Origin of the sequence: Aristaeella hokkaidonensis (assembly GCF_018128945.1) — a bacterium.
Taxonomy (GTDB): Bacteria; Bacillota; Clostridia; order Christensenellales; family Aristaeellaceae; genus Aristaeella; species Aristaeella hokkaidonensis.
Map to the genome: position 1 here is coordinate 1,277,852 of NZ_CP068393.1, position 23,579 is coordinate 1,301,430.

The 23,579-nt window shown below is 49.3% G+C and carries 13 protein-coding genes; 5 read left to right on the forward strand and 8 right to left on the reverse strand.

The window, feature by feature from the left end; translation table 11 throughout:
- Window positions 1-106 precede the first annotated feature (106 nt).
- From JYE49_RS05885 to JYE49_RS05910, 6 genes are all read right to left on the reverse strand, one after another.
- Window positions 107-1,228, reverse strand: a complete 1,122-nt coding sequence (locus JYE49_RS05885; protein ID WP_304583314.1) for a glycosyltransferase family 4 protein — start codon at window positions 1,226-1,228, stop codon at window positions 107-109.
- Between the two features lie 39 nt (window positions 1,229-1,267).
- Window positions 1,268-2,701 carry a sugar transferase gene (locus JYE49_RS05890; protein ID WP_093958440.1) on the reverse strand — a complete coding sequence of 478 codons (1,434 nt, stop codon included), beginning with the start codon at window positions 2,699-2,701 and terminating at the stop codon, window positions 1,268-1,270.
- A 133-nt stretch (window positions 2,702-2,834) separates the two neighbouring features.
- Window positions 2,835-3,335 (reverse strand): hypothetical protein, encoded by a 501-nt coding sequence (locus JYE49_RS05895; RefSeq protein WP_143754551.1) that lies wholly within the window; start codon window positions 3,333-3,335, stop codon window positions 2,835-2,837.
- A 368-nt stretch (window positions 3,336-3,703) separates the two neighbouring features.
- Window positions 3,704-4,759: an LCP family glycopolymer transferase gene (locus JYE49_RS05900; protein WP_093958438.1), complete on the reverse strand. Its 1,056-nt coding sequence runs from the start codon at window positions 4,757-4,759 to the stop codon at window positions 3,704-3,706.
- A gap of 14 nt (window positions 4,760-4,773) precedes the next feature.
- Entirely contained in the window at window positions 4,774-10,704 is a 5,931-nt protein-coding gene (locus JYE49_RS05905) for an RHS repeat domain-containing protein (protein WP_093958437.1), read from the reverse strand.
- Between the two features lie 45 nt (window positions 10,705-10,749).
- Window positions 10,750-12,246 (reverse strand): tyrosine-protein kinase domain-containing protein, encoded by a 1,497-nt coding sequence (locus tag JYE49_RS05910; protein WP_093958436.1) that lies wholly within the window; start codon window positions 12,244-12,246, stop codon window positions 10,750-10,752.
- Between the two features lie 813 nt (window positions 12,247-13,059).
- On the opposite strand from JYE49_RS05910, the gene JYE49_RS05915 reads away from it, so the two are divergent.
- The 3 genes from JYE49_RS05915 (at window position 13,060) to JYE49_RS05925 (ending at window position 18,001) form a co-directional block, all read left to right on the forward strand.
- Window positions 13,060-13,548: a hypothetical protein gene (locus JYE49_RS05915; RefSeq protein ID WP_093958434.1), complete on the forward strand. Its 489-nt coding sequence runs from the start codon at window positions 13,060-13,062 to the stop codon at window positions 13,546-13,548.
- Between the two features lie 68 nt (window positions 13,549-13,616).
- Window positions 13,617-15,797, forward strand: coding sequence for an NHLP family bacteriocin export ABC transporter peptidase/permease/ATPase subunit (locus JYE49_RS05920; protein ID WP_093958433.1), 2,181 nt, complete (start codon window positions 13,617-13,619; stop codon window positions 15,795-15,797).
- 17 nt (window positions 15,798-15,814) lie between these two features.
- The gene (locus JYE49_RS05925) at window positions 15,815-18,001 is read left to right on the forward strand and encodes an ATP-binding cassette domain-containing protein (protein ID WP_093958432.1); all 2,187 of its coding nucleotides are present in this window, start codon (window positions 15,815-15,817) and stop codon (window positions 17,999-18,001) included.
- 442 nt (window positions 18,002-18,443) lie between these two features.
- Here JYE49_RS05925 and JYE49_RS05930 read toward each other — a convergent pair whose 3' ends face one another.
- Window positions 18,444-19,193 carry a transposase gene (locus JYE49_RS05930; RefSeq protein ID WP_179217457.1) on the reverse strand — a complete coding sequence of 250 codons (750 nt, stop codon included), beginning with the start codon at window positions 19,191-19,193 and terminating at the stop codon, window positions 18,444-18,446.
- A gap of 106 nt (window positions 19,194-19,299) precedes the next feature.
- On the reverse strand, window positions 19,300-19,455 hold the full coding sequence (locus JYE49_RS05935; RefSeq protein WP_179217458.1) for a hypothetical protein: 156 nt from the start codon (window positions 19,453-19,455) through the stop codon (window positions 19,300-19,302).
- Window positions 19,456-19,532: 77 nt separating this feature from the next.
- Here JYE49_RS05935 and JYE49_RS05940 point away from each other — a divergent pair, with 77 nt between their 5' ends.
- Together JYE49_RS05940 and JYE49_RS05945 are read left to right on the forward strand one after the other, a co-directional pair.
- Window positions 19,533-22,907, forward strand: a complete 3,375-nt coding sequence (locus tag JYE49_RS05940) for an autotransporter outer membrane beta-barrel domain-containing protein (RefSeq protein ID WP_179217459.1) — start codon at window positions 19,533-19,535, stop codon at window positions 22,905-22,907.
- Window positions 22,908-23,078: 171 nt separating this feature from the next.
- Window positions 23,079-23,489: an ATP-binding protein gene (locus JYE49_RS05945; protein WP_093958594.1), complete on the forward strand. Its 411-nt coding sequence runs from the start codon at window positions 23,079-23,081 to the stop codon at window positions 23,487-23,489.
- The last annotated feature ends 90 nt before the right edge of the window (window positions 23,490-23,579 follow it).

Sequence of the window (23,579 nt, forward strand, 5' to 3'; positions counted from 1 at the left end):
CAGCTAAAAGAAGAGAATCATATCTTTCTGCTCACCATGATATACTAAATGAATCACTTTCATTCCTCTGCATTGGCGCTATATATTTCTTACCTTAAATACTTTCTCATGCCTTTTTCACTTCTTCTAAATACTTTTCTGCAACAATCTGTCGATCAAATTCCTTTTCAACTTTTTGTCTTGCAGCTATACCCATTGCCTTTTTCTCTAACCAACATAATTTCATAAACATCTCAATAGACTCTATAAGTTTCTCATGACTATGGCATGGAATTATATAGCCATTTATCCCATTATCTACAATTTCGCGACAACCAGATCTGTCTGTAGTAATAATAGGTCGACAATGTGCCGCTGCTTCTAGAAGCACATTGCTCATTCCTTCCGGATAAAAACTTGGATGAACGATACAATGAGCCATCTCATAAAATGGTATCATGTTTTTCTGCTCACCATGATATTGGATATATTTATCGGTCTCTTTTAGCTTTTTCAAGTACTTTTCGTCATCACATATTCCACATATATGAAAGAGTGTATTATTATATTTTTGATGAATCTGCTTAGCTGCATTCAAGTAAATATCTATACCTTTCTCTTTCATAACTCGTGCAACAAAAAGAAAATTGATAACTTCTCCCTTTGGATATTCTAATGGCAAGTGTTTTTTGAGATTTACACCAGATCCAGGAAGAAGAACAGTCTTACATTTTTTTCTTAACATACTATGATTTATAAAGAATTGCCTGTTTTCCTCATTCTGAAAAAACACACAACAAGCCCCTGCAACTCCTGCTTTGTATATTTTTTTAGCAATTATCTGTAATATGCTTGGATTCTCAATAGCTGTACCAAGTCCTGTAATATTTGTTAAATATCGTGTCTTTGTTAATCTGCAAGCTATACCTCCATACGAATTTGGCTTGATGTTATAAGTTAAAACTATATCTGGTTTTTCTGTTTTTATCAATTTGTAATACTTCTGCAGAAGTAGAATATCAGATAATGGATTTTTTCCATGCCGATTCGTCTGAATATCAATTAATCGGACACCTAATGATTGTAATTCATCTTGATAATGAAGCATTTTTGCTGCAATAACAACCTCATACTTTTCTTTTATTAGGCGTTCTATTACTTCATCTCGAAGATTATAGGTATATGTTGTATCATTTGCCAAAATCATTATTTTTTCCATAAAAGCATTTCTCTCTCTTTGTATATTCATTCAATATATTCCCATTTTAAACAGCATCAAAATTATCCTTTAATTGTCATATTCTTCAGACATTTTGTTTCTCTCTTTACAATTTATGTTTTTTTCACTATCTATTGCAGTTATCCCTGTAACACCTTCTGTACTGTCTTTTCTAAATACAGTCATAAGTGTAGCAAAGCATAACTGAACATCTATGAGAATGCTCATATTATTTATATATAGCAGATCAAACTCAAGCTTTTCATATGGAGAAGTATTGTATTTCCCATACACTTGTGCATAGCCAGTAAGGCCAGCTTTTACTTGAAGTCTAAGTTTGAATTCAGGCATGCTCTGACAATACTGTTCTGCTATTTCAGGTCTTTCAGGTCTAGGGCCTACAACAGACATATCTCCCTTGAATATATTTATAAGTTGCGGTATTTCATCGAGTCGATATCTACGTACAATCCTTCCAACAGGAGTAATTCGATCATCATTTTCCCCTGTACTCAATCTAGCAACTCCATCCTTTTCAGCATCTACTCTCATAGACCGGAATTTTAAGATTTGAAACTCTTTACCATCTCGAGTGAGGCGTGTTTGCCGATAGAAAGCAGGACCGCCATCATACAGTTTTATCACCAACGCAGTAACAAGAATAACCGGACTTAAGAGGATCAGCGCTAAACCAGAAGAAACAATATCAAACACTCTCTTTATAACAGCAAATTCAGGACTTAATTCTTTTCTGCTAATCGCCAAAACCGGGGAATCAAAAGCCTGAATATGTTTTGCATCCTGCATAATGGTATCACCAATATGCGGCAAGAAAAGACCATATACATTGTTTTCTTTACAATATTTCAAGATACCGTTTCTACAACGAGAATTAACACCAGCAACGAAAATAGTATCGTATCCTTGAAGCTTGTCTTTCAGTGCTGAAAAGGAGCCATCATATTGAAGTTCATCTGTTACTTCATACATACGCTCTGTTGGTTTTCCTTTTATTGTGCCAAAGCGTATTTTATCAATCTGATTTCTATAGATTAGTAAGGTTTTTCTCTTACCGTATAGTTTATAGAAAATCGTATTACCATAATAAGACCAAATTACATCCAAGATAATCTGAGCAATAAGCATAGGAAAGAAAACAAGAAAACTGGTGAACTTACTCCATGCTATAGATATAACAAAATATAGAATTACTATACTAAGCAATTGTGCAAGAAACTGTCCAAAAACCAATGTCCTGACTCTGGTATAGCCCAGAAGATATGCATTATAAGTGCGAACGAAAAACACAATCATTGCTCCATAGATTAATGCAACAAAATAGTTATAACGGAAACCATATGTATCCACGCTTGTTAAAGATCCATATCTAAACAAAATAAAGAATATATAGAATAAACCAACTGACAGTATCAAATGAGCCCCTTTATAAGCAAAAAGCTTGTAACTGCTCTTCTTCAGATATGACCCGATGTGCTTGATCATGATATTACATCTCCTATAACTTTACTGTCTATTATGTTGGTATTGAAGATATCCTTCGCAAGTTAATACGTTCTTTTCTTATTCGTTGTCAGTATTATGTAGGTATTATGTGTACAAGCTATGTTTATGATGATTATGATTTGTCATTCTCTTTAGGCTGAATCATTTCATATCCCAGCCAAACAGTACGTCGAACACCATCAAAGGTAAATTCTACACAACAGCGTTTCCTTCCGCGATCGATTTTGATTACCTTTCCCTCCATCTTCTGCCAGAGATGATCGGTTACGGTGCAATACTGTCCTTCTTCAGCTAGATATATGGTTCCCATGATGCCATTGTGCTCATAAAGCATGTTGGCAAAGGCAAGATCTTCGTTCTTTAGTTCTCCGTCGCCCAAGCGACGAATTATGCCCGGCATATAAATCGGATGATCCTGGGGTTCTTCCGTATAGTGGAAGATATATCCCGGAAGCCAAGGATGACGAACTTCTTCACAGATGCCTTTGGTCCATTTACGCTGTATGATTTCCGGGGAAAAACATGTCTCGTTTAAGGTCCGACGGATGAGAGCAGCAATTGTGCTGCATTTCTGGGTTTCGCAGAAGTAACAATATGCGTACAGTGCTCTCACCTCCGATCCTTACAATGCATAATTGTTGGTTACTATTGGGATTAAAGATGTTCCGATTGCGTTCCCGAACGTATATGGGCGGGGAGATTCTTCGATGCGGCAGCTTTGCTGCCTTACTCAGAATGACAACGTGCCGCTATCGGATGTTCCGGATAACTATCTGAAGTCATAACAATATCGCTGCGGCGGGGAGATCTCTCAACTACGCTCGAGATGACATCTAAAAATGGGTAGGCTCCGCCGTCCCGGTTGTTTATGCCGGGATAAAGTGCTGCCCGCGGAATGTTATTTCCGCGGGCAGGCTTCGGTATGTTCCAGGGATTCGTCAGCCTGCCAATCCGGTCAGTACTTGGTTGCCCTTTCTTGCTTTAGTCTTCTGTGTACAGGAACTCTTTTACAGCAACGATGTTGGCTTCTTTGTCGATCAAATGTCCCTGTGCACCAGCCACAATGTCATAAGGCTGGGTCGCTTCTAGAGGAAGAATGGTAGATTTAATCAAATCAAAGATACTCGCACCTTCCCGTTCCGCCTGATAGGCAATCTTGGCGAGAGCGAGTGTAATACTCCGTATTTCATCCTCAGTCATATTGTTTACAGACATCTGGAAAATGGGAGCGATCTGGTCACGAAGGAACTGATAATCTTCTTCGGTAATTTCATCCAGGTTGATGAGTCTCCTGGCGTAATCGTCTGTAGGTACACCGGTTTCATTAGTATACAGAGCTACCTTGTCCGCGATAAAGTTTCCTGCGCTATGGAAAAGACCCGCGACAACATTCGCATCCCTTTGACAGCAGTTATACACGCTGTCATACTGCAGCCATCCGTAACCAACCGCCTGAAGGCCATTCAGGTGAGTGTTGGGACCAAAGTCGTTAAGATAGTATTCCTGAGCCAGCATATCTATGACAGTCTGTCCCAATTCACCGGCAGCCACCTGCTCCTGCAGGCGGATCTTTTTGGAGGCCACCATACCATTCAGGGCATTACGCTCTGCACGGGTGATATCTACATTGATTCCGCCGTATTCATCAATCAAAGAAGCCAGATTCAGGTAGTTTAAACTCAGATAGTGCTTGATGTTCAGGCCAAAGTTTTCATTGAACACCTTGACTGCTTCTTCCGGGCCGTTATTCCTATAGGGCATATCCAGCTTCTGGGGTACATCATAGCCTTCATAATCAATGAACGTATCCCAGGTGAACATCATAAGGTGGATTCTGCCCTGATCAGGTTCCATGGCAGCAACCATCAAGGTGTTGCCAGCATTGCCCTTATCGTTGTTCATGCCCTCATTGCAGATCAGCAGGAAAGATTCCCATTTGTCATCCTTCTCTTCCTCGGCTGTTACTGCCATAGGAAGCAGACACAGGAGAAGAAGCAAGGCGATCAGTTTGATAATCATTTTAGTCATCTTTTTCATTGTGCTTCCCTCCTTTAAGGATTCTCAGTCGGAAGTGCTTCCCTATTCAGATCGTACTTACTTGTCAGGATCAGGTTACCTTCCGCGTCATAGTAGCCATTCCATCCTGCAAAACCTTCAGCATTGTTTGTCAGTTTGTTGTAACGATCCAGGTACCGCTCGGCGATCAGGCGTCCTGCACTGTCGTATTCACTTTCCTTGCTTGAATAGCCTTCGTCGCAGTTAGCTTGTCCGCCATGCTTGTCGAAGTAGCCTTCCCAGGTACGATTTCCGTTTTCATCCTCTTCGTACTGAAGCTGGGCATATCCCTTTGTTGTATTAATCGGTTTACCTTCATCGTCCAGGTAGGTTACCTCGTGAACCCGTGTATTCGGATAGTAGAGGATGCTGACGCCATAGGCTCCCAGGATATCTGCACAAGGCTCATCATTCTCATCAAAGTATTTCTGGATATATTTTTCTACCTTGGCGGCATTGGTCAGATCATATGAATAGGTCAAAGCCGCATAGCCATCAGCATTGGGTGCAGGATTACCGTCCTCATCCAGCCAGGTCTGTTTATCAATACGGCCAAAGGGAGTATAGGTAGTAGCCACACCATAAGCACCGTTCACAGCGGTTGCTTTATTTGCCGCATCGTAGAACTTCTCCAGCGCGATCTGGCCGCGTCCGGTATATTCCTTCTCTACCGTACTGGCGCCTTCCGCACCAACAGCCGGATTCCCAGCCTTATCGAAGTAGCTTATCCTAATCATCCGGTCATACTTATCGAATGTCTGGCGGCTTTCGATATAGGACTCGTCATCCATGGTTTCATTCATGACACGGAGGGTGTATGTATTTTTCTCTTCATCTTCCTCAACTAGTTCACGCTTAGAGTAACCATTATAAGCAACAGGCTTATTCTCGTTGTCCAGATAGGTTTCTACCTTCAGGCGTCCCTTTTCGGTATATTCGGCGTAATGGGCATAATAGCCTTCCCTGCACAAAGTGGGCTTGTCCATTTCATCGTAGTATTCTTCACTCAGGATCCGCCCAGCATCATCGTAGTCCATCAGGTAATAAGCATATGCTGAGCCTTCCGGAACAACCTGCAGCTGCGCAGTGTTCAAATATTTGACAGATAGTCGGTTACCTAAATCATCATAGGTGGATACTTCCTTGGCATAACCCATCTGGGTATCCACCAGGTTACCGTCTACATCGTAGTAGGCTTCCTCGGTTTTCAGACCCAGCGTATTGTATTCTGTTGTCATTCTTGCATAGCCGCGGCGTACTGCCATCGGATTACCTTCATTATCATAGTAGCTTACTTCTGTCTGCCGTCCGGCCAGGTCATAAACATACCGAGCTTCAGCATAGTCGTTGGCATAGAAGGTAGGCCGTCCCTGCTCATCATAGAAGTGGACTTCCAGCACACGTCCGTCCTCATCCACCTTGCGGGTCATGGAAGAGTAGCGTCCATAGTTGTGAACGGCAGGCTTCCCGCCCCTGGTCAGAAGACGTTCTTCGATGCAATGGTTCCGCTCGTCATATTTCAACAAAATCTCGCAATAACCGTCATTATTCCAGATCAGTTCGCCATCCTTGTTATAGTAGGACTCACGGATCTTGTTGCTGTTACTGTCATACTGATAAGTAACAGAACAGTAACCGCTGGAAAGCTTAGCCGGCTGGCCATCCTTATCCAGATAGTCTCTACGAACCACCCTGCGAAGGTTATCCCAGGTGTTGCGTCGCGTGGCGTATCCGCCCGCACCTGCCACCGGCAGGTCTTCATTATCCAGGTAGATTTCTGTCAGGATGTCCCCATTTTTATCCACTGCGCGGCGGATGCCAGAATATCCAGCACTGATATAAGTTCTGTTGTACTTGTCATCCAGGTAGATGGTGCCAATCTGGTTCAGATCATTGTCATAGATAAACTCGCTGGCAGCGTATCCATCCTTGAAAAGCGTCGGTTGGCCAGAAACATCAAGGTAAGTGGTGCGCCAGATCTTGCCCTGATCACTGTATTCATACCGAATGCCGGCATAACCAGCGGAGATCATAGTGTTCAATCCATTAACATCCAGGTAGGTAATGTTGGTACGGCGATCCTGATCATCGTATGCATACTGTATAGTTGCGTAGCCAAATTGTGTCTCAATAGCTTGTAAACCTGTATTCAGGTATTCTATGCGCACAAGACGTCCTCTTGCATCATATACATTTCTGGAAGCAGGAGCACGGTCAGTGAGAGAAGCAATCCGTTCATTCTCATCCAGGAACTGTTCCAGGATCACGTGATTGTTTTTGTCATACTCACGCTGCCAAACGCTGAAGCCCTCCGGCAGGCGGGTCAGCTTATCATTGACATCCAGGTAACGGACCTGCAAGACATTATTGGCATTATCATAGACCTTCTGTTCAGCAGAATAACCCTTCTTCGTCATTACCCGCTGCATCTTATCATCCAGGCAGGAAGTCTTAGTGATCCGACCCCTGGCGTCATATTCGAAGGTCTTGGCAGCATATCCTTCCGGCAGGGTCACAATATCCATGTTGTAATACCAGACACTACGGACCCGGCGATCAAAGGCATTATATACGTGAACCACACGGTTATAACCGTCCGCTAGTATGGTCGGAGCTCCTTCATGGTGATACCAAGCCTCTTCTGTCAGGTTATTATGGTTATCATATTTATAGGTCTTATATCCGTAGGTGTTTTCCTGCAGGGCAGGCTGATTGGATTCATCGAACCAGGCTTCACTCAGCAGATTACCGTGGCTGTCCCAAGTCTGCAACTTCTTCGCGTAGCCGATCTGCTGCATCAGAAGATTGCCTTTGCCATCGGAGTATTCTTCAGACAGGAGATGACCGCGGATATCATAGGTGTCCGTCTTCTGGGCATAGCCCTTGGTAGAGATCACCGGCTGTCCCTCTATGCCGAAGAATTTTTCGCTCAGCAGATTGCCACGAGCGTCATATTCGCATTCAGTGGCTGCATAGTCACCGCGCAGCATAAAGGGCATACCGGTTTCATCAAGATATTTTTCATTCAGGAGACGATTCTCATCGTCATACTCCCGCAGGACTTCCGGAGCACCGGCAATGACCTTGGCAACTTCTCCGTTCACACCAAAGTACACTTCCCGAGTGGTGTTTCCATTCTTATCATACTCACAGATGAAGGAAGCATAGCCCTTCGGACAGGCAACAGGTTTGCCGTTTTCGTCAAAGTACTTCTCGCTCAGCTGGTGGCCTTCCATATCCCAGGTGTTTTTCTGGGTATGGTATCCGTCAGCGATTTTTACAGGCTCATTCTTTGCACCGAAGTAAGCGATACTCACGGTGTTGCCCATATAATCGATTTCAGTTTCTTTCTTTGCATAGCCAAAGGAAGTATCCGCGGGTTCACGGTTCGCATTCAGATAAGCAATCGTAGTTTTGTTGTCTTCATAAATGGTCTGGGTTACCGCATAACCCTCACGATTTTCCTGCAAGGATCCGTCTGCGTTATAACGGACTTCCTCAGTTACCCGCCCCTGGGCGTCGATCTGCCGTTCCAGCTTGGCATAACCGGGATTAGCGGGAGCAATAAGCTCGCCCTTTTCGTCATAATAAGCACGCAGAGTCAGATTTCCGGCGTGGTCATATTTCACTTCATAGGAAGCATAGCCCTGGGAGATCACAACCGGTTCGCCCTGGGCGTCCAGATATTCAACCTTCGCGGTCAAACCGGTTTCAGGATCATAGGTCAGTTTCCGAGCAGCATAGCCATCGCTCTGCAGAACCGGGCGACCATTGGTACCAACGTTCAGTTCATAGGTCATATGGTGGGCGTTATCATATTCCCGTTCCACTTTAGCCCGTCCGCTGACAAGAGTAGGCATATTCTCCGCATTGTAATAGGAAATGGAAGTGATATTGCCTTTCGCATCATATTCATAGATGGCACTGGCATAACCATTACTGTTGGTCACAGGAGTGCCGTTCTCATCGAAGAACTTCTCACCTGTATGATGTCCGGCGTAGTCATAACTATGAACCTGGGCAGCATTGGTACCATTCACTGCCATGGGTTTATTATCGTCCCCGAAGGTGAATTCCCACAGCAGGCTTCCCTTGCTGTTATACTCCCGCAGCATAGCCGCTTCCCCGTTTCGGGTAGCGAAAAGTGTACCGTCCGAATTGTAGTAATGGACTGAAGTCTGCAGCAGATTGCGGTCGTAAGTGTATGTAGCTTTATGTGCACCGGTTATCACGCTGGTATCAGGATTACCTTCTGCATCAAAGAAGGATTCCTCAAGAAGCAGGTTCTTCTTCGGTCCACCGTAGACCATGCTACGGGCATAGGCACCGGTAATGCCTTCCACCGGATTGCCATCCTTATCGAAGTAAGCTTCATAGCAGGCGGGTTCTGTCGGATCATTGGTTTCATACTGATATTCGATCCAGGCATACTGTCCTTCCTCATATCGGGTAGGTTGCCATTGGTCATTCATATACACTGTTTTAATGACTTGACCATATTCGTTGCGTATATTCTCTATCCCAGCATGACCTGCCTTACGTTCAATCAGGTTCATATCTGTACCATAATATTTTTCCCACCGATCATAGTCTGGATTCAACACCCAGATTTCATTGCCCTTATTGTCATAAGTACGGACTTCATCCCATTTCCATTCAATCCGGGCAAAGCCACCGTTGGACTGAGTGTATTCATCCAGAATATCATAATAGGTTTCCCGCTTATCCCAGTCGAATTCGTTGTTATCGTCATATTCGAATTCAATCATAGATATACCGGATGTAATCATGGTACGGTTACCATCTGCACCGAAATAGCGGATATAATGCACGCGATCGCTACTTCCGTAGTACTCATAGGTTACTCGGGCATAGCCGTTCAGCATTTTGAGTAGCTGACCATCACGATCCAGGTAATCAATCTGGATCACGCGGTTCAGTTCATCATAAGTATTAACAGTAGACGCAGTTCCGGTAGAAGAAATGATGAGTTCCCCATCCGCACCATAATAGTCTGTACGGGTAAGGTTTCCGCGTTCATCATAGCTTCGAACTTCCCGCTGCCAGCGCTGAGCACCCAGCGTCTTGCTACCGTCTGTACCATAGATTTCTGTGGAAACAAGCATAGGCTTCCGATCATTATCATCCAGAACTACAGTGTTGAACAGCTCTCCCCGTTCACTTTCAGGTATGGAATTCGGAACACCTTCGCGATCACCATTTGACGTATTGGCAAGCATCATTCCAAGCCCCATATTGTCTACCCGAGCATTGGAAGCAGCCGTCAGACCCTTGGCGTAGGTGGAAACAACTTTTGCTCCGCCTTCCGAACCCAGCAGGACATTGCCGTTTGCGTCTTCATAACGCTTGGTGATCACAACAGCGTTTTCATCCTCTTCCAGGCTGTAGAGGATCCGGGCGTAACCACCTGTAGGCTGGGTCAGATTGTCCTTTGCATCGTAGTATGAAGTGGAGAAAATCTGATCCCCATCCCAGATATCCCGGCGATAGCTGTAGCTTCCGGGGATATCTGCACGGCTGCCGTCAGCTGCATAGCGATCTTCCGCCACGATGTGGGGAACTCCCTTGGAGTTGTTCTCATAAGTGAAAACAGTTTTGGCATAGCCACTGTCAGCCACAACAAGTTCACCGTTCAGACCGGTATAGTTCTCGGTCAGCGGATTGCCTTTTGCGTCCCAGGTATATTCCGCCTTATGGAACCCCCGGCTGTTAACAGCGGGATTGCCATCCACATCATGCGCTGTTTCGCTGACCAGCTGACCGTTTTCATTCCACTCACAATCCGTCAAGGTGTAAGCAGGAATACGCAGGCTCTGGGGCGTCACTGCGGCAGACGCTCCATAAATGGTGCTGAGTAACAGTGTCAGAATCAGAAGAACCGGAATCACCCTGATGAGCTTTTTCATACCTTTTTCCCCCGTAGTCCCTTCATGCTTTGTATCAGTTCATTCTCATTGTTTCTGTTTCTTCTTTGGGTTGTCCGGATCACCAATCACTCTGGACCGGGTATCATATTTGTTATAGTATTCATATCCCCGCTGGGAGCGCTTACTGTAATACTTGCCCTGATGCAATTTCTCCCCGTAGAAGACAAAGCCCAATACCTCCAGGCCAGTCATTTCACAGGAAACCAATGCCCTACGGATTTCCCGATGATCCGAGAACTCCTGGCGAACCACGAACAAGGTACCCGCAGCCTGGCTGGATAGTGCCAAAGGATCGGAAACAATATTGATTGGTGGTACGTCCATTAGCACCAGGTCGTACTGTTCTTCCAGTTCCTGAATCAGTTTGGCCATCGTCGGGCTTTCCAGCAGTTCGCAAGGATTGCTCGGCATGGAGCCTGCAGGCAGGATGTCCAGGTTTTCCCATACAGTAGAAACAATCGCTTTCTTCGCTGTTGTACTTCCAGTCAGGATATCCGCCAAGCCAGAGGCATTGGGATCATAGTAGAAAATCTCGCTCTGGCAAGCTCGACGCATATCCGCGTCCACCAGCAAGATCTTTTTTCCGCTCATGGCCAGGGAAACTGCCAGGTTTGCGGCAATGGTGCTCTTTCCTTCCCCGGAAATGGCGCTGGTAACCAGTACTGTTCTGTGCATCTTTTCGGATAAGGTATAGAGCAGATTCATGCGGAGCTTGGCATATCCTTCCACAAGATCCATGTCGCTTTTCTCGTTTAACAGATATGCTCCCGCATCTTTTTCTGATCCTTTTGCTCTCCTGATGTAAGAAAGGATAGGCGGTGTATAATGATCTGTTATCTCACCGGGTTTTTCTACCTGATGGTTCATCATGAACAGTAGGGTCAGGAAAGCACAAGCCAGAATTGCGCCAGCCAGTCCACCTATGAAGCCTTTCTTCATATCAGCCCTACCGTTGGCAAGAAGCGGAACAACAGCATAATCCTGAGCTTTAGCTTCACCAGCAGTAACTACATCTTTGATAGCTGTTGGAGCAACCTGTAACACACTGTTGCAAATATCAGCAGAGAGTTTGGGATCTGTTGTCGTACAACTCACCTGAACCATGGGTGTTTCATGAATAGAGTTCATGGAAATTACTTTGCGAATGTCATCTGTAGTAAGTCCAGGGTATTTCTGGCTGAGCAGAATATCCTCCTCATTTCCATTCTCGCCTGCAGGTTCTATAGCGTATTCCAGGACACGCTGCATAACAGTTTCACTTTTAACCACTTCACTATAGATATTTACCAGCTGAACAGCGCTGGAGATATCAGAGGTGCTTGTGTAACCATAGTTCACCAGATTGGGATTGCTGTTGGTCACGAACATCGTTCCGGAAGCTGTGTATGTATCCGGAGCTTTAGAAGCGCGGTAATACATCACACCAAAGCCAATGGCAGCGCAGAGGATTACCAGCCAAATGCGCTTGAGAATGTAGACGGCCAATCTCGCAAGATCGATGCTTCCGCCCTGTTTGTTCATCGTTAACCCTCCAGCTTCTGATTCAGTTCGAGTGGTGTAACTTGGTTGTATTGATTACATCGTATATCTACTTGATTTTACCATATGACCTTTTGGCCTGTAAAGGTAAAAACATGCAATTTGAAGAGGTTTTTTCAATGTTTTTTCAACGTTTTCAGGCGTCCTATGCACATTCTGCAACGTATAGTCGTTTCATCATGGAAAAACTGCAAGGAATTTGTTCAAACGTTTGCAAATAGTAATGCGATGTTGTCACATTTCCCACTCTCTTCTCTGTAAGGATGGAATGATTTTCACATAAGGTTATACGCAGGCATTTGGCAGATGGCAGTGGGGTTGCAAAAAAGTTTGTATATTTTTTGCAGAATGAGATAAATGCAACTGTGGCCAGCAGGATCTGCGTATTTTTCCCACCCAAAGAATTGGGTTACGTTGGTACGTTTTTGATGGCTTGGTCCGTATTTGTATGTACTTTTGAAGGCTCTCATGTATCTCTTATGTAACTATTCATGATTTTGACCTCCTTCTTGTGGGAAGCATAAAATGGAGATACATCCGTCGAGAAGTTACCTGGGTCATTATATACTAGTGCGAGTAACTTTTGTTTTCGGTTCGTCCCTATTTCGCGCCGTTTGTCCCGCAGTTAAGTCATTAGGTTACGCGCCCTTTGAACCTATACCCTTGTATTTATAAGAGTTCATGCAGCGTTTTACTTTATATGGCGCTGGGTGATGTTGTCTCTTGCTAGAAATGTATTTTGTTTGATATACTTCTCTCAGGTTTTACAATCGAATGTCGAGAGGGGCTGTTGGTGTGTCTGAACAGACAAAGGTTAAGCTGTTCCGGGAAAAGAGCCTGGAGGCCGTGGAGTCTCCGGAGAGTTTGAATGATTATCTTCGGGTAACGTCTCCCGGGGTGTGGCTGGTACTGGCGGCAGTGATTGCATTGCTGGTGGGGGCCATCCTGTGGGGTGTGTTTGGTCATATCAAAACCACTTCTTCCGTGGCGGTGAGGGTGGAGGAAGGCAAGAGCCTCTGCTATATTCCGTATGACAAGGCGGAAGGTGTTCTTTCCTATGGAAATGTAAGTATAGACGAGAAGGAGTATCCCCTCGCCTCTTCTTCTGAATTTGAAGTCATCGTCATCCAGGCGGATGAAAGCATCCGCCTGCTGAAAGCCGGCGGGCTGAACGTGGGTGATCCCGTGGTGGTGGTTCCGGCGGATACCGGACTGCCGGACGGGGTATATTCCGGGGTGGCGGTGACGGAAGATCTGAGACCCATTTCGCTGTTGCTGCAGTGATGGGTTGGTTTATTGCTCTTTCATATATTATAGGAAGATATGAGCGTAAGATTGTGTGAGGGTTTGATATGTTCGGATTGAAGAAGAAGGTACCGGCGCCCATTACAAAGGGTGTGTGCCAGGTGCCGGTGGTTATGCAGATGGAGGCGCTGGAATGCGGTGCGGCTTCTCTGACCATGATCATGCATTACTATAAAAACTGGATCCCGCTGGAGCAGGCCCGGGTGGACTGCGGCGTGAGCATGGACGGTGCTTCCGCCAAGAACATTCTGGTGGCGGCGCGGAGCTACGGGCTTGTGGCCAATGCCTGGCGGGTCGAGCCGGAGGATCTGCTGGAGGAAGGGCCCTTCCCCTGCATTATTCACTGGGGATTCAATCACTTTGTGGTGCTGTGCGGTTTCCAGGGAAAACGGGCCGTGCTGAATGACCCGGCCCGTGGACGGGTGAAGGTGGAATGGGAGGAGTTTGACCGGGAGTTTACCGGGGTGTGCATGTGCTTCGAGCCCGGTGAGGAGTTTAAGCCCTCCGGAAAACCGAAGAGCGTGCTTTCTTACGCTAAGGAGCGGCTTCGTGGTTCCGGGACGGCAGTGGCCTTTGTGGTGCTGACGACGACGATTTCTTCCCTGCTGGGGATTATCTCCCCGGTGTTTAACCGGACATTCCTGGACCGGCTGCTGACGGGATCGAACCCGGAATGGCTGCCCATGTTCCTGGTGCTGTTTGCGGTGTTCGGGGTGGTGTCCATTGTTGTGACCTGGATCTCTGCGGTGTATTCGCTGCGGATTCAGGGCAAGATGACCTCCTACGGCAGCAGTTCCTACCTGTGGAAGGTGCTGCGGCTGCCGATGCAGTTCTTCTCCCAGCGGCTGTCGGGTGATATTGCGGACCGGCAGGCCACCAATGCCTCCATTGCGTCGGCACTGGTGCAGACCTTCGCTCCCCTGGCCATCCAGGCCGGGATGATGATCTTCTACCTGGCGGTGATGATTCATTACAGTCCCATGCTGGCGCTCATCGGTGTGGGAGCGATTGTGTTGAATTTGGTCGTTTCCGCGTATGTGACTTCGAAGCGGGTGAACATCACCCGGGTGCAGCAGCGGGACGCGGCAAAATTGTCGTCTGCGACCATGTCGGGTATCTCGATGATCGAGACGATCAAGTCGAGCGGCGCGGAGAACGGGTTCTTCGGGCGCTGGGCGGGATACCAGGCCAGTGTTAATTCCCAGAATGTTTCATATACTAAGCTGAACCTGTTCCTGGGCACGCTGCCGAGCGCCATCACCGCAACGGCGAACATCGCGGTGCTGGGACTGGGCGTGCTGCTGGTGATCCGGGGAAAGTTCACCGCCGGTATGGTGATGGCCTTCCAGGGGTTCTTGTCGTCGTTTATGGCGCCTGCGTCGTCTTTGATTTCCGCGGGGCAGAGCATGCAGGAGATGACCACCCAGATGGAACGGGTGGACGACGTGATGAGCTATCCCGAGGATCCCTCCTTTGTGGTGAGGGAGAAGACGGCGGAATACCAGAAGCTGAGCGGGAATATTGAACTGAAGAACGTGACCTTCGGTTACTCCCGGCTGGGCAACCCCCAGGTGACGGACTTCTCCATGACGGTGAAGCCGGGACAGAAGATCGCGTTTGTGGGACGGACGGGCTGCGGCAAGAGCACGCTGGCCAAGCTGATCTCCGGACTGTACCGGCCCTGGAGCGGGGAAATCCTGTTTGACGGGGTGCCGATCTCCGAGATTGACCGGGATGTGTTTACGGGATCTGTGAGCGTTATCGACCAGGATATTACCCTGTTTGAGGATACGGTGAGCCAGAACATTAAGATGTGGGATGACTCCATCGAGGACTTTGAAGTGACCCTGGCCGCCCGGGACGCGGGCATCTATGACGATATCGTGACCCGGGACGGCGGCTTCCTCCACAAACTGCTGGACGGCGGACGGGACCTGAGCGGCGGGCAGCGGCAGCGGCTGGAGATTGCCCGGGCGCTGAGCCAGGACCCCACGATCTGCATCATGGACGAGGCGACCAGCGCCCTGGATGCCCGGACGGAGTATGAGGTGATCAAGAGCATCAACGCCCGGGGGATTACGTGCATCATCATCGCACACAGGCTGAGCACCATCCGGGACTGCGATGAGATCATCGTGCTGGATAAGGGAAAGATTGTGGAGCGGGGCACCCACGATGAACTGTATGCCAGGGGCGGATATTACGCCGACCTGGTGAGCAATGAGTAAGGAAGGAGGCGCTGAAGATGGGCTGGTTTGATGATCAGATAGAGTTCAGGAAAAAACATGAACGGGAGCTTCTCAGCGACTCCTTTGAAAACATCGCCCGGTCTGTGACCGGACGGAAGATCCATACCTTCCTTTCCGAGGAAGAGGACGTTAACGACGCGGTGTCGGGTCTGCTGAAGCACATGGGCGTCAAGGAGCGGGAGGTGCCCGCTACGGTCCGGGGGCTCCGGGACCGGCTGGACTTCCTGCTGAGTTCCACGGGCATACTGTACCGGGAGATCATCCTCTCCCGGGGATGGCAGAACGACGCCATGGGGCCAATGATCGGGAGCCTGAAGGATACGGGGACTGTGGTGGCCATCCTGCCCTCCGAAATGGGCGGATATGAGTATACGGATCCCGCCAGCGGGGCGAAGGTAAAGATCAACGGGCATACGGCGGCGAACATCTCCGAGGAAGCCCTGTGCTTTTACCGTCCCCTGCCCATGCGGGAGCTGAAGCTGAAGGACCTGCTGCGGTATATGCTTTCCTGCCTGACGCCCCGGGACCGGATTTCCTTCCTGGTGGCGGCGGGAGCCATCGCCTTGGTGGGCCTTTTGATCCCGAAACTGAACCAGATCCTGACAGGTACAGTCATCGCGGCGGGCAGCACGAGGCTGCTGGTGGCTGTGGTGAGCTTCCTGTTCTTTGCCACGGTGACGACGATCCTGCTGACCATTATCCGGAACATGCTGCTTTCCCGGATCCGGTATAAGCTGAACGTGAACGTATCCGCCGCGACCATGATGCGGATATTGAGCCTGCCGGCAGCCTTCTTCCGGGATTACAGCGTGGGTGAACTGAACCAGTATATCGCCTATATGGACAGCCTGTGCACCACGATTGTGGACAGCCTGTTCTCCACGGCGATCACGGGCCTGTTCTCCCTGATCTACCTGGGGCAGATCTTCGCCTTCGCGCCGAGCCTGGTGGTGCCCAGTTTGGTGATCACCATCGCAACGCTGGCGATCAGCCTGCTGAGCGCCCGGGTGCAGATGAAGATTGACCAGGAGACCATGGTGACCACCGCCAAGGAGCGGGGCCTGGTGTACGCGTTTATCAACGGCATCCAGAAGATCCGGCTTTCCGGTGCGGAGAACCGGGCCTTTGCCAAGTGGTCGGACCTGTATGTGGAGACGGCGACCACCACCTTTAACCCGCCGAGCATCATTAAGCTGAGCTCCGTGATGACCACAGCAGTTTCGCTCATCGGTACCGGGGTCATGTACTTCATCGCCGTGAGAAGCAAGGTGACCGTGGCGGACTACTTCGCCTTCAACGCGAGCTATGCGTATATTTCCACCGCCTTCTCCTCCCTGGCGGCCATGGCGCTGAGCGCGGCATCCATCAAACCGGTGATCAACCTGGTGAAGCCCCTGCTTTCCGCGAAGCCGGAAACCTCGGACCACCGGGAAACCGTAACAAGGCTGAGCGGAAACATCGAAATCAGCCACGTGACCTTCGGGTATGATCCGGAGAGCAAGCCGATTTTTGAGGACTTTAACCTGTCCATCCCCGCACGGCAGTATGTGGCCATCGTGGGCAAGAGCGGTTGCGGCAAGAGCACCCTAGTCAGGCTGCTCCTGGGCTTTGAGAAGCCGGCAAGAGGCGTCATCAACTATGACCGGAAGGACCTGAACCAGCTGGACCTGCGGAGCGTGCGGCGGCAGATCGGCACGGTGATGCAGGACGGGCGGCTGTTCAGCGGTTCGATTTTTGACAATATTGTAATTTCCAACCCCACGTTGAAGCTGGATGAAGCCTGGGAGGCTGCGGAAATCGCCGGCATCGCCGATGATATCCGGGATATGCCCATGGGCATGCATACCATGCTGCAGGACGGCGGCGGCACCATCTCCGGCGGCCAGCGCCAGCGGCTGATGATCGCCCGGGCCATCGCCCCCAAGCCGAAGATCCTGATCTTTGACGAAGCGACCAGCGCCCTGGACAACATTACCCAGAGGAAGGTTTCCGAGGCCCTGGACAAGATGAAGTGCACCAGGATCGTGATTGCCCACCGGCTGAGCACGATCAAGCACTGCGACCGCATCCTCGTCATCGACGGCGGCAAGATCGCCGAGGACGGCACCTACGACCAGCTGATCGAAAAGAACGGCATCTTCGCCGAGCTGGTGGAAAGGCAGAGACTGGCTTCGGAAACGTGACAAAGGGACAGACCAACTGTCACGTTTTTCCCCGGTTATTCGACTGGCTGAGCTCCAATGTGACAAGGGGACAGACCAACTGTCACGTTTTTCCCCGGTTATTCGACTGGCTGAGCTCCAATGTGACAAAGGGACAGACCAACTGTCACGTTTTTCCCCGGTTATTCGACTGGCTGAGCTCCAATGTGACAAAGGGACAGACCAACTGTCACGTTTTTCCCCGGTTATTCGACTGGCTGAGCTCCAATGTGACAAAGGGACAGACCAACTGTCACGTTTTTCCCCGGTTATTCGACTGGCTGAGCTCCAATGTGACAAAGGGACAGACCAACTGTCACGTTTTTCCCCGGTTATTCGACTGGCTGAGCTCCAATGTGACAAAGGGACAGACCAACTGTCACGTCCTGACAGACGTGACAGTTGGTCTGTCCCCTTGTCACATTCATACGCGCATGATGATTGATCTGGGTATACCTGTCAAGCGCTCGATCTGTCTGATGGATAATCCCTGATCTCTCAGGATTCGAAGACATTTATCCCTGTTTGTCCTGTCCATCTTCTGAATCTGGGTGCCGGATTCCAGATGCAATACGTCATGGATGACAGACATTGCTGTATTATCTGATTTCCTTGCATTCTCAAACTCGAAATATCCATCATCTTCTTCATCAGTACAAACTACTGAACTATATTTCAGAAAGCCTTCCCTGCCACCAAGCAGATGAAGCACATATTCTGTATCAATAAAGGTTTGAATGACTCCTGAATAACATCTCCAGCTGCTCCAGCGATATCTGTCAGGCAAACATATTCCAGCTTTTGCCGGATTGTTATGGATATACCGGACTGCAGTCAAAAGGTATAAATCACTTTCAATCGGCTTACTCCTGTATCTGTCCTGATACAGATGTCCTGTGCGATCATACTTTTTATTGTAATAGGCGGCATATGTTGACTGGAGTTTCTGCATGATCCTATCTACTCCCTCATCCGCCTTCATCAGGAGATGTACATGGTTTTCCATCAGGCAGAAAGCGATAACACTGAACGCTCCTTCTGACACATATGTCTTCAGCATTTTCAGAAAGAAAAGATGATCCTCATCATCCTCAAACAGAACTTGTTTCCCGATCCCCCGGGCAATAACATGGTAATACCCGCTGACGCTTTTTATTCTTGCTGTTCTGGGCATGATTATCACCCCCTTTGGCATCAGTATAGGCAGTTCTTCCGGCGAACTCAAGGCGAACAAAAAATTATCTGCAAAAAGTCTGTTGATTGGATAATGTAATTATTTTTCATTTTTCTCCTGTTTTTTGCAGTTTTGCCCTTGCCAGAAGATGGTAAATCATGGTATTTTTATTAAGGCAAAAGCTTTCTGAGACAAAAATGATACCGTTTGCAAAGCTTTTGCTTCTTTTTTTCGGTTTTTGCAATTGTCTGCTGCCATCCATTCAGATTCCTGCGTATAAAGGAATGGAGAAAGCAATGACAATTGTTTCAACACCATATCACGCCCTGGAGGTATTTTATGAAAAAGTTCTATCGGATTTTTCTGGCATCGGTTCTTGCCCTGTCACTCCTGACGGGCAGCATCGGTATTCCCGTTTTCGCGGAAGAAGCCGAAACCGCTGAACAGGAAGAAGTCCTCAGCGGTGCAGCCCCGGAAAGCAATGAAACTGCCGGGCAGGAGGAAGAATCCCTCAGCGGTGAAGCCCCTGAAAGGGATTATTACCCGATCAATCATCCAAATCCACTTAATTATGTGGCCGATACAGGGAACATCTCCGGCCAGTTAGTCGGCTGGGTCTATATTGAAAACGACGGTAAAGAAAAGGGCCCGGAGCAAACTGCCGTTACGCTCGGCGCTGCGAACGGACACAGAAACAATGTAGGTTTAACAAACATCTACATTCACGTCAACTACGCCGGAGAGCAGGTAACGCAATCCGAGCCCACCGCCCTTCATGTTTTCGCTGAAAATGAAGGCACGGCCGACATCACCCTGGAAGGCATGGCTATCGCTGAAACGGCCGGTTCCAATGCGCCCGGCGATCCCACAGCCATCAAGGCAGAATCCAGTTCCGGCGGCCAGACCACGGTGACGGCCAAGGGACAGGTAATTGCCGGCGAGGACACAGACAGCGATTACATCGACCATACACTTGTGAACGCCTCCTCCACGGGTGAAGGCAGCAGCACCACCGTTACACTGCTCAACACGGCCGACGGCGATGTGAAAATCAGCGCAGCGGACGGCGGTACGTCGGTCATCAATATTGACAACGAGGGACAGGGTCTCGGCAGACGCGCCACGCTGTCCTCCAACGACGACGGCAGCCTGGCCCAGCTCAACCTGAAGGAAGGCAATGTGTCCGAGATCTGTTTCCGCGGTGAAGGCGGTACGCGTGAAGCGAACATTAACGGCGACGTCGAAGCGCAGGTATACGCACACTTCACAGGCGGCGAAGCCAACGCCAACATTACCGGCAATGTCGGCGACCCCAATGCCTCACAAGGCGGCATCAACGCCACGGTCAAGGAAGGCGGAACCGCTAATTATGATGTGGACGGAACCATTTACGGCCATGTTTATCTGAACGAAAACAGAAACGAAGATCACCTGGACGGCGCCAACATCAATGTGCAGGCCGCGAATGTCGAAGGCGAAGTCAGCATTGGTTCCCAGCATGACGGCAAATACAACGTCACGATCGAAGAAGACATTACAGCCAAGGAAGACGCCCTGACGATCAGGAACAACAATTCCGAAGTCAACGTTGATGTCAAGGGAAGCATTACCTCCAACGGCGGAACAGGCATTGATGTAAACAATGTCGGCGATCTTGAATGGGTTAAAGCCGGCACGTTTGACAGCGTGGATGATCTGCCGGCAGGGCGCAGCGAGATGAATCCCGAGCTGATCCCCAACCCCACAGAGGATGAAATGAGGTTCATCCTCGATCACAAGAGCACAATCAACGATAACAACGAGCAATACAACGACGACATTCTCTACGAATACAAAACCGACCTGTACACGGAGGAAGAGATTCCCCTCCACAAGGATGACAAACCGGATAACCCCACCATTGAATCCTGGACCCTGCCGCATGGAGACGGATCAAAGATCGGGGTCTACTATCCGGAAGGCGATGACTACTACTACAAGGAATATTATTCGACCGGCGAGGAATACAAACCGGAAACCCAGGAAATCTACGGCCGGGAACGCAAGGACTACGGCAACAAAGACGTAACAAACGTGAACGTCGGCGAAGACCTGATTGTCAAAGGCGAATCCAAGGAGCTTACGGGCATCAGCGTCCGGAGCGATAACAAATTCAATGAAACCAATATCAACATCGGCGACAACGTGAAGGTGACCTCCCTGGACACCAATGAAGAAGGTGACCACACCGCCACCGGTATCCGCGTGGACGCCCTGGAAGGCGACATCAACATCAACATCGCGACTGACCTGGTGGTCGAAGGCGGCGTCAACGACACCGGCATCGTCCTCAACCGGCATGCCCATGAAGAATTTGCCGCCAGCGACGCGGAAAAAGTCAACCCCGAGAAGCTGAACGGCATCTCCCTGGGCGACCAGATCATCGACGGCAAAGTTGTTCAAGTGTATGAAGCGGAACAGGAAGACGGTACCGCGCTGTATTACGACGAAGAAGGCAATGTATACGACTGCGTCACCGTGGCAAACGAAGGCACGACCCAGATTGTCATCGGGCGCGACGTGATCAGCGACGGCAACGGCGTTGAACTGACCGCGGGCGGAGAAGAAAAGACCGACCTGATCATCGACGGCTCCCTGGTCGCCACCGGCGGCACCAGCGTTGTGCTCAAGGACGACACGGCCCTCGGCGATAACCTGACCCTGACCGTATGGGAAATGACGGCAGACAGGGACGGCGACTACGTCAAGCGTGAGGAATATGACGAAACCACGGACAGCAAGAAGCTTGTTGCCGACCGGGAAGCTGAAAAAGCCATTCAGTACATTATCCGGGTTGACCCCAGCCAGGAGAGCATCATCCACACCGACGGCACCAGGGATTACAAGGGCCGCGATGTTGCCAATGAAGGCGACATCATTGTGCTGAAGATTGACGTGCCCGCAGGCCTGATGATCGACGAGGTTTACGGCGACCAGGCCCATAACAAGCTGATCCAGGACAGCTACGGCAACTATTTCATGATCGTTCCGCGCGGCGGCGGCGTGCTCTTCTCCGTAATCCTGAAGGATTATGTTGAGCCGGAACCGGAACCCCAGCCGGAACCCAAGCCCCAGCCCAATCCCGAACCCAAGCCCGTGCCGAAACCAGATCCCGAACCCAAGCCGGAACCGGAACCCGATCCTGAACCCAAGCCCGAACCCAAGCCTGAACCGCAGCCGGAACCCAAGCCCGAACCCGAACCCGAACCCGAACCGCAGCCCGAACCGCAGCCGGAACCCGAACCTGAACCCAAGCCGGAACCGCAGCCGGAACCGCAGCCGGAACCCGAGCCTGAACCCAAGCCGGAACCGCAGCCGGAACCGAAGCCCGAACCCAAGCCCGAACCGCAGCCGCTTGATGAGGGCATCAACAAGCCCGCTGAGATTGCCGTTCATGTAGTACGTCCTCTCCTCTCGGCTACCGACATCACCGGAAGCGTACAGCTGAACTGCTTCCGCGGCGGTACTTTCACAGTCCACCTCCTGAAGGGCCGCACCACTTTTACAGGCAAGATCACTCTTTACAGTGATGGCACTCTGTACCTAATCGGACCGGACGGTTTGGAAATGCCGATCAACGAAAAAGGTGATTTCACCTTGATCGTGGGAAGCGAACGGTTCTCCTTCGTGTTCACTGCAGCAGATCTCGCTGTTCTGCGGGCCTGCCTCCCATAAACCTGACAAACCCAACAGACAGGGGAGCCTGCCTCCCCTGTCCTCTTTTTAACCTATTTTCTGCTTGAATCATACAGTGATATCCTATATAATATTTTTAATGAAAAAAAGATGATTTGACCGTTTGGAATCCTATCACTGCATATTCCGCAGACTGAACGGAGAATGAGCGTGAAAGAGCTGACCCTTGAAGCCAAAGTGGCGAATCTCCAGCAGGTGCTGGATTTTGTGGACGAGAATCTCAAGTCCATGCGCTGCCCCATGAAGATCCTGATGCAGATCGACGTGGCCGTGGAAGAGATCTTTGTCAACGTCGCCAGCTATGCCTATGCCCCGGATACCGGCTCCGTCACCATCCGGATGGACCTGCAGGAAAATCCCCGCACCGTGGTGATCACCTTCATCGACAGCGGGGTGCCCTATAATCCCCTGGCGAAGGCTGATCCTGACGTTACGCTTTCCGCGGAGGAAAGGGCCATCGGCGGGCTGGGGATCTATATGGTGAAGAAGAGCATGGACAAGATGGAATATGAGTATACGGACAAGCAGAACATACTGACCATGATCAAGGGCATAGAGTGATTCTGCGATCGCGACGATACCGAGGGGACGGTTCCGCCGGTATCGTCTACCCACCCCAACAAAAAAGTCCGGGAACTTTCGTTCCCGGAC

Bases quoted from the DNA above. Each gene is read 5' to 3' on its own strand.
- JYE49_RS05925 (WP_093958432.1), top strand. From the start codon at position 15,815: ATGGGCTGGTTTGATGATCAGATAGAGTTCAGGAAAAAACATGAACGG.
- JYE49_RS05930 (WP_179217457.1), bottom strand. From the start codon at position 19,193: ATGCCCAGAACAGCAAGAATAAAAAGCGTCAGCGGGTATTACCATGTT.
- JYE49_RS05900 (WP_093958438.1), bottom strand. From the start codon at position 4,759: ATGAAAAAGATGACTAAAATGATTATCAAACTGATCGCCTTGCTTCTT.
- JYE49_RS05905 (WP_093958437.1), bottom strand. From the start codon at position 10,704: ATGAAAAAGCTCATCAGGGTGATTCCGGTTCTTCTGATTCTGACACTG.
- JYE49_RS05920 (WP_093958433.1), top strand. From the start codon at position 13,617: ATGTTCGGATTGAAGAAGAAGGTACCGGCGCCCATTACAAAGGGTGTG.
- JYE49_RS05940 (WP_179217459.1), top strand. From the start codon at position 19,533: ATGAAAAAGTTCTATCGGATTTTTCTGGCATCGGTTCTTGCCCTGTCA.
- JYE49_RS05910 (WP_093958436.1), bottom strand. From the start codon at position 12,246: ATGAACAAACAGGGCGGAAGCATCGATCTTGCGAGATTGGCCGTCTAC.
- JYE49_RS05885 (WP_304583314.1), bottom strand. From the start codon at position 1,228: ATGAATATACAAAGAGAGAGAAATGCTTTTATGGAAAAAATAATGATT.
- JYE49_RS05935 (WP_179217458.1), bottom strand. From the start codon at position 19,455: ATGGATGGCAGCAGACAATTGCAAAAACCGAAAAAAAGAAGCAAAAGC.
- JYE49_RS05890 (WP_093958440.1), bottom strand. From the start codon at position 2,701: ATGATCAAGCACATCGGGTCATATCTGAAGAAGAGCAGTTACAAGCTT.